This is a genomic window from uncultured Mucilaginibacter sp. (genome assembly GCF_903913935.1).
Taxonomy (GTDB): Bacteria; Bacteroidota; Bacteroidia; order Sphingobacteriales; family Sphingobacteriaceae; genus Mucilaginibacter.
Window position 1 is genome coordinate 1 of sequence record NZ_CAIWNH010000495.1, and the last position, 6,243, is coordinate 6,243.

Consider the following 6,243-nt stretch of genomic DNA (forward strand, 5'->3'; position numbering starts at 1 on the left):
AACCTTACTTCAGCACTTAAAAGAGTAATACCAAAATGGATAATATTAATATCAGATTTTTTAATTGTTATCTGGTCGTTTTCATTTTCCTATTTTATCGTTTACCGTTTTGAATTCATAGATATACTAAGGGGCTATTTTTTTATTTATACGGGGCTATACTGTATGATAGCTTTCGTCGTAATGTTTGTTATGCATATTCATACCGGCCTAATCCGGTATTCCAATATGACCGACCTGGTACGTGTATTCGGATCAGTATTACTTAGTTCAGTAGTCTACCTATTATGCGTTAACATGTGGTTAATGCCGCAGATGCCCAGTAACGAAACCACCATAAATTTCATTGTAATGGTAAATGTTTCTATCTCGAGCATGACATTATTTATTTTCAGGTTTGCTGTTAAAGGATTGTTTTTATATATGAAAAATGATCCGGGTACAAAAAAAACCGGGGTTTTGATATACGGTTCTGATGCAGAAGCGCTGTTTATAAAACAAGGGCTGCAAAGGAGTGCACAGGCAAAATTTACTATTGTTGGTTTTATTGACGATGACTATGGTAATAAACACGTTGAAATACAGGGAACAAAAGTTTACGACTTAAAATCACTTGAAAAACTTAAGCAAAAATATAATGTTGAAAAATTGATGATCCTGAATCAGGACCTCGACGAAAAAAGTAAAAAGCAAACTATAGAAAAATGCTTAACACTTGGCATCCAGGTACTTACAATACCACCAACTGATCAATGGTTATTTGGCAAATTAAATTTTAACCAAATAAAGCATCTTAAAATAGAGGACTTGCTGCAACGTATGCCTATTCAGGTGGAATTAGACCATATTTCAAAAGATCTGTTAGGAAAACGCATTTTGATTACGGGTGCTGCGGGCTCAATCGGATCGGAAATTGTCAACCAGGTGATCAGGTACAAACCATCGATGGTCATCTTGTGCGACCAGGCTGAAACTCCTTTGCATCATTTAAGTTTACTGGTTGCAGAAACCTTTCCTAATGTAGTATCGAATATTTTTATGGCAGACGTGACCAATTACGACCGGATGAGTAAACTTTTTCTTGATCATCGTCCTGAAATAATCTTTCATGCCGCTGCATATAAGCATGTCCCGATGATGGAGGAAAACCCAACTGAAGCCGTACATAACAATGTGTTGGGAACAAAAAACGTTGCCGACCTTGCTGTTGATTTTGATTGTGAAAAATTTGTTATGATCTCCACTGACAAGGCGGTTAACCCTACCAATATTATGGGTGCCAGCAAACGCATTGCTGAAATCTATATTCAATCAATAAATAGAATACCCGGGCATAATCTCGTAAAGACCAAGTTTATTACAACACGGTTTGGTAATGTTTTGGGTTCTAATGGTTCCGTTGTACCACGTTTTGCTGAACAAATTGAAAAAGGCGGCCCTTTAACCGTTACTCATCCTGAAATTACCCGTTATTTCATGACCATACCCGAGGCTGTGCAGCTGGTTTTAGAAGCTGCTACTATAGGAAAGGGTGGAGAAATATATATTTTCGATATGGGTGAGCCAGTTAAAATAGCAGATCTGGCGAGGAATATGATAAAACTGGCTGGCCTGCAACCTGAAACGGATATAAAAATTGTTTATACCGGCTTGCGGCCCGGCGAAAAACTGTATGAAGAATTGCTAAACGACGGTGAAAGCACTTTGCCGACCTATCACGAAAAGATCAGGATTTCAAAAGTGATTGCAAATAATTATCGTGATGTGCTCAGTGATATAAAGGAATTAATTGCCTTAAATAATCAAAACAATATATTGGGCGTTGTAAAAAAAATGAAATCAATTGTGCCTGAATTTATCAGTAACAATTCAACATTTGGAGAGTTGGATATAGCGCCTTGTGACAATATACTGAGCGGTTTACAAGCGCCTTTGGAGCTTGCTAAACGTGAAGCAGTTCCTTCTGCTTAGTTATTTGCTAACTTTAAATATATGCTGATGGAACCTGGTTACTATTTGAAAAAAGCTTCTTTCGTATTCATATCGTTTTTTGTTCTTTTTTTGACAACGAAGGAAGCAAACGCCCAATTGATCTATCAGCCCTACTCCTATCATTTTTATCAAAAATTGAATAAGGCGGTGTACCCCATAAATTCAAATTCACATACCGCTGTAAAGCCATACCTCATTTCTGATTCCAGCGTTGTGAGGGGACTTTATGACTCGCTAGTAATGGCAGCGGCGGATAATTCCCAAAAAAGCTGGGTGTACCGGATACTTTTCAGCGGACATGCGGTTGAAGTTAAAAACAGTGGTTATACCTTAAATGCCGACTATTTGCCAGATCTTCAATTGGGGAAACAGCTTGAAGGCAGGCGGACCACATGGCTAAATACACGCGGTTACCAGGTGTCAGGCACGGTAGGGTCAAATTTCTTTTTTTATACCAGCGGTTACGAAAACCAGGGAAAGTTTGCTAATTACGAAACGGATTACATCAACAAAACGCGTATGGTGCCCGGGCAAGGCTACGACAGGGGTTTACCGGCAAGCTCGAAAGATTGGGCTTATGTGACTGCATTGATTGGCTACCAGGCCGGCAAAAATATAACCATCGCTTTAGGCGAAGACAAAACGTTCATCGGCGAAGGCTACCGTTCAATATTGTTATCGGATTATGCATCGGCCTACCCGTTATTGCGGCTGACTGTTAACCTCGGTAAAAAAGTTCAATATATGGCCATGTGGACGTATATGGAAGATCAGAATGCTGTTCAATTTAATTCATTTTCGAACAACAGGAGGAAATGGGGCGCATTTCATTACGTTGACTGGAACATCACAAACCGGGCTTCACTTGGTTTTTTTAATGCCATTATTAGTGAGGAAGCCAATGACCTGGGGCAATTGCGCGGCTTTGATATAAATTACATTAACCCGGTATATTTTTCGTCGGCTTTCGGGCCCCCAAGCCAGGTAGCCGACCATACCCTGATCGGGTTTAACAGCAAATATAAAATATTGCCCAAAACCACAATTTATGGACAATTGCTTTTTGACCAGTCACTGTCATCTGCTGTAAAAGGGAACGGTAATGCCTGGCAAGCAGGATTTAAAGGATGGGAACTTTTTAAGGTAAGTAATTTAAATTATTTAATCGAATACAATACGGCATCACCCTTTACCTATTCAAATAAATATCCTATGGTAAATTATGCTGAATTGAGTGAACCACTGGCCGACCCGCTTGGTGCAAACTTTAAAGAGTATATTGGTATCTTGAATTACAGCCTCGGAAAATTTGATTTCCAGGGCGAATTGTTATGGGCAAAATATGGCTTAAATACCGGTAATATCAATTATGGAAAAGATATCACCCTGGCTGATGATGTAAACATTGCTCCCGGCTACAGTGGTACAGGGCGGGGCCTGACGACGACGTTAAAATATGCTGAGGGTACCGTAGCCTATATTCTGAATCCCAAATACAACTTACGAATGGAAATTGGCGTACTCCTCCGCCAGGAAAGCAATGCGCTTAGCAATACAAAAACAATATTATTTACAGTTGGGTTAAGAAGTTCATTCCGGGATCTCTACCATGATTTTTAGCCCTATTTTTTTTTAGTTTTCAAATTGCCGAAATGATGAAAAAAAACTACGCTTTAAAAATATATAGATTTAGCGGTACGCTAATCGCGTTTAATATTATTTTTTGTACGCCAATTTTTGCGCAAAGCGATTATCAGCCTTACTCCTACCAATTCTACCAGAAAGCAAATATTGACTTATATTCAACAGCGACACGTGAACATACTTCGATAAAACCATTCTTTACCGGCGATTCACTACTAAAAATTCCGCTGCAATCAATGATTAGTTACAACACTAACGGGCAAAAAGATGATTGGGGATACAAAAAGCTTTATAATGAACACCTGGTTGATATACATTCGGGCAAATCATCTTTTTATGCTGACTTGTTACCGGACTTTACCATTGGCAGGGATTTTTCAGGGCACAAAACAATCAGCATCGCCTCGTTAGGCTTTCAGCTGGGCGGTTCAAATGGCAATAAATTTTATTACAACATTAGCGGCTATGCAGGAACAGCAATCCAACCCGCATACATGGCCATATATACAAGGCAAACCGGCATTGTTAACGGGCAAGCCTATGATCGTACTTTGCCACAAAACCCTGAATGGTATTATTTTACTGCTATCGCTTCTTATACCCCCAATAAATTTTTGAATATCGCCGCCGGCCGTGATAAAACATTTATTGGTGATGGTTATCGGTCCATGCTATTATCAGACATTGCTTCGCCGTATCTCTTTTTTAAACTTACCGGATCGGTAAGCAGTTTGAGATACATGGTGATGTGGACGTATATGAACGATCCGGCTACTACCTCTCAATATGGTAGCAACCGGAAGAAATTTGGTGTTTTTCACTACCTGGACTGGAACATCAGTAAACGGTTGTCCTTTGGTTTTTTTGATAATGTTATCGGGTTCTTCACAGACGATAACGGCGTAAAGCGTCCTTTTGATTTTAATTATATTAACCCCATTATATTTACAAAGCCTGTTAACAATTCGAGTGACGATCCGGATAAATCCTTACTGGGTTTTACAGGAAAATATAAGGTTAGCAATGGCGTAACTGTTTACGGTCAATTTGCCCTTAATGAATTTCATTCCGCCGATTTCTTTTCCAGCAACGGTGCGTCAGATAATAAATACGGCTGGCAATTAGGGTTCAGGGCAACCAATCTGTTTAAGGTTGATCATCTTAACCTGTTGCTCGAAACCAATAATGCGAAGCCATATACTTATTCGGCGAGGTCAGCTATTGAGAATTATTCGGAAAACGGCGAACCTCTCGCACATCCATGGGGAGCTAATTTCAGGGAAATCGTAGGTTTGTTAAATTATAGTTATAAACGGTTTGACTTCAGCGGAGAAACCGACCTTGGCAGATACGGCTTCGACCTGAACACGCTGGATTATGGAAAAAATATTTTTGATATATATACCAATGCAGCCCGCCAATACGGTAATTATACCGGCCAGGGACTAACAACCAACATGATTTACATAGAAGGAAAGGTTGCCTATGTGTTAAATCCACGGTATAATTTAAGGTTTGAACTTGGGGGAACACTCCGGGTTGAACAAAACAGCCAGTTTAATAACAGGGCTTCTATGATCACAATTGGATTGCGAAGTTCATTCCGGGATCTGTACACAGACCTGGCCAGCTATAAAACGCATTGATTTACATCAACTGATGTCTTTTTTAATATTCCCGGTATTTCGTCGGGATACCGCCAATATTTATCTGTCACAATCCCCCCCTTATTATGTCATGCCCGGCACCTTTGTAATCTTTTGAATGACTGTAGTTTTGTTTAGCGAACAGACAAATCTCTTCGCTCAATTAATAACCAGCTAGATCAAGTATCATGACACAAATTAATGCTTATGTTGGCTTTAACGGCGATTGCCGCAAGGCCATGGAGTTTTACCAGGATTGTATCGGGGGGGAATTAACTTTTCAAACCGTTGCTGAATCGCCAATTGCAAATCAATGCGCTCCTTCTATGAAGGACAGTATTTTACATTCATCATTAACAAAAGACACACTACTTTTAATGGCGACAGACATGGTTGGCCCTGATGGCTTTATAAAAGGCAATAATATTGCCCTTTCCCTTAACTGCAGCAGTGAAGATGAGATAAATACATTCTATTCAAAACTCTCTGCGGGCGGGAAAATACTTGAGCCGCTAAAAGATTCGTTTTGGGGATCGTTATTCGGCTGTTTTACAGATAAATTTAACATTATGTGGATGCTGAATTTTGAAAAAGGCGCTGCAAATCAACAATAAACAGCAAATAAAAATTTGGACATGACATCTAAAACAATAACGATTTCCTACTGGATATTAACAATTTTATTTTCATTAGCTATGCTGATGGATGGTATAGGAGGAATAAGCCACGAAAAAAGAGGTGTGGAGAGGATGCAACACCTTGGGTATCCATTATATGTGATGACGATGTTTGGTGCGGCAAAATTACTTGGCGTATTAGCCATACTTCAAACCACGTTCAACACCATAAAGGAGTGGGCTTTCTCCGGTTTTACCATTTCATTTGTCGGTGCATTTTGGTCAAGGGCCTATATGGGCGAAGGCATCGGATTGTTGCTCCCTCCTGTTGTTATTTTAGTAGT

General features: G+C 39.6%; 5 protein-coding genes. All 5 read left to right on the forward strand.

Annotated elements, in window-relative coordinates; translation table 11 throughout:
• Positions 1-1,971: polysaccharide biosynthesis protein (locus QZY09_RS20035; protein ID WP_367119247.1), on the forward strand; the 1,971-nt coding region annotated here is incomplete at its 5' end.
• A gap of 27 nt (positions 1,972-1,998) precedes the next feature.
• Positions 1,999-3,612, forward strand: coding sequence for a gliding motility protein RemB (locus tag QZY09_RS20040; protein ID WP_295675324.1), 1,614 nt, complete (start codon positions 1,999-2,001; stop codon positions 3,610-3,612).
• A 32-nt stretch (positions 3,613-3,644) separates the two neighbouring features.
• Positions 3,645-5,282 (forward strand): gliding motility protein RemB, encoded by a 1,638-nt coding sequence (locus QZY09_RS20045; RefSeq protein ID WP_295675326.1) that lies wholly within the window; start codon positions 3,645-3,647, stop codon positions 5,280-5,282.
• Positions 5,283-5,470: 188 nt separating this feature from the next.
• Entirely contained in the window at positions 5,471-5,896 is a 426-nt protein-coding gene (locus QZY09_RS20050; protein ID WP_295675327.1) for a VOC family protein, read from the forward strand.
• Positions 5,897-5,917: 21 nt separating this feature from the next.
• The coding region (locus QZY09_RS20055; RefSeq protein WP_295675328.1) for a DoxX family protein at positions 5,918-6,243 on the forward strand (326 nt) is incomplete at its 3' end.

What these genes read in the sequence shown, in the direction of transcription:
- QZY09_RS20040 (WP_295675324.1), top strand. Translation starts at nt 1,999, where the DNA reads ATGGAACCTGGTTACTATTTGAAAAAAGCTTCTTTCGTATTCATATCG.
- QZY09_RS20045 (WP_295675326.1), top strand. Translation starts at nt 3,645, where the DNA reads ATGATGAAAAAAAACTACGCTTTAAAAATATATAGATTTAGCGGTACG.
- QZY09_RS20050 (WP_295675327.1), top strand. Translation starts at nt 5,471, where the DNA reads ATGACACAAATTAATGCTTATGTTGGCTTTAACGGCGATTGCCGCAAG.